Raw genomic sequence first — 975 nt, 5'->3', positions numbered from 1 at the left:
CTTTAAGCTCAAAATGAAAAAAGTAAGATATTCCGTATATCAAAAACTTATTGTTACTATTATGTCCATAGCAATTGGTTGTGAAACAACTAAAGATATCAATGAAAAGCTTGGCGGAGAAAAATTAGCGCTAAATATGTTTGATATGGATACTGTTCCCGATCAATAGCAGATTAATGAACTTATCAGGCGTTTTGACCATGATAGTATAACCCAATTACAAGCTATTCATCATGATCTTTTTATAGAAAATAGTAACTTGGCTCACTCTCATGAGAGAGCAGTCGTAGATTGTGATGATCAAACTGGTTTAATTGCAAATGTCAAAACTTTTGAATTATCTGAAAAAGGCTATTTTTCTAAAAAGAAAAACCAAAGTGGCTATCAATTAGCTACAGCATTTACTGGCAAGCATTCAGAAACAGTTGCAATGTTTTTAGATTCAGGTAATTCTCACTGTACTGATCATTATGACGATTTATTAAAATCTATAATATCCAAATATAGAGATCAGCTAAATAGTGATAACTTAATATTAAGAACTGATAGCGGTTTTGGTTCAACTGATAATGTTGAAAAATTACTTTCAATTCCAAAGTTAAAATTTATTACTAAAGGATATTCAACTAAAACAGCTAGCAATCTTACAAAAGGGATAGATTATGCTGAATATATTCAAGCCGATAAAGCTGCCTGGGTTTATGAATTGCCACAAACAAATAACCTTAGATATATTATAGTTCAGACATTATCATCTAGAGGCAAACTGAAATATTCCTTGCTCATAACAAACATAAATCTCAATGAGATGAGTGCCGTAGAATTATTTCATTTTTATAACGAACGTCAAACCATAGAGGCTTTCTTTAAAATGGCTAAAAATATATACCAAATAAAAAATTTAAGAACCAGAAAGTTTCTTGGAATATACGGATTCTTATGGCTTGTATTCATAACACATAATCTTATAAGTTG

1 protein-coding gene is annotated in these 975 nt (G+C 30.3%); it reads left to right on the top strand.

Annotated features, from left to right (window positions below; genetic code table 11):
• Positions 1–172: 172 nt before the first annotated feature.
• A partial coding sequence (locus tag CLPUN_RS09280) for a transposase (RefSeq protein ID WP_341424729.1) occupies positions 173–975 on the top strand: 803 nt, incomplete at its 3' end.

Source organism: Clostridium puniceum (assembly GCF_002006345.1).
In the GTDB taxonomy this organism is placed as follows: domain Bacteria; phylum Bacillota; class Clostridia; order Clostridiales; family Clostridiaceae; genus Clostridium; species Clostridium puniceum.
The sequence above is the reverse complement of the archived record's forward strand: the minus strand, read 5'-3'. Positions and strand labels throughout refer to the sequence as shown.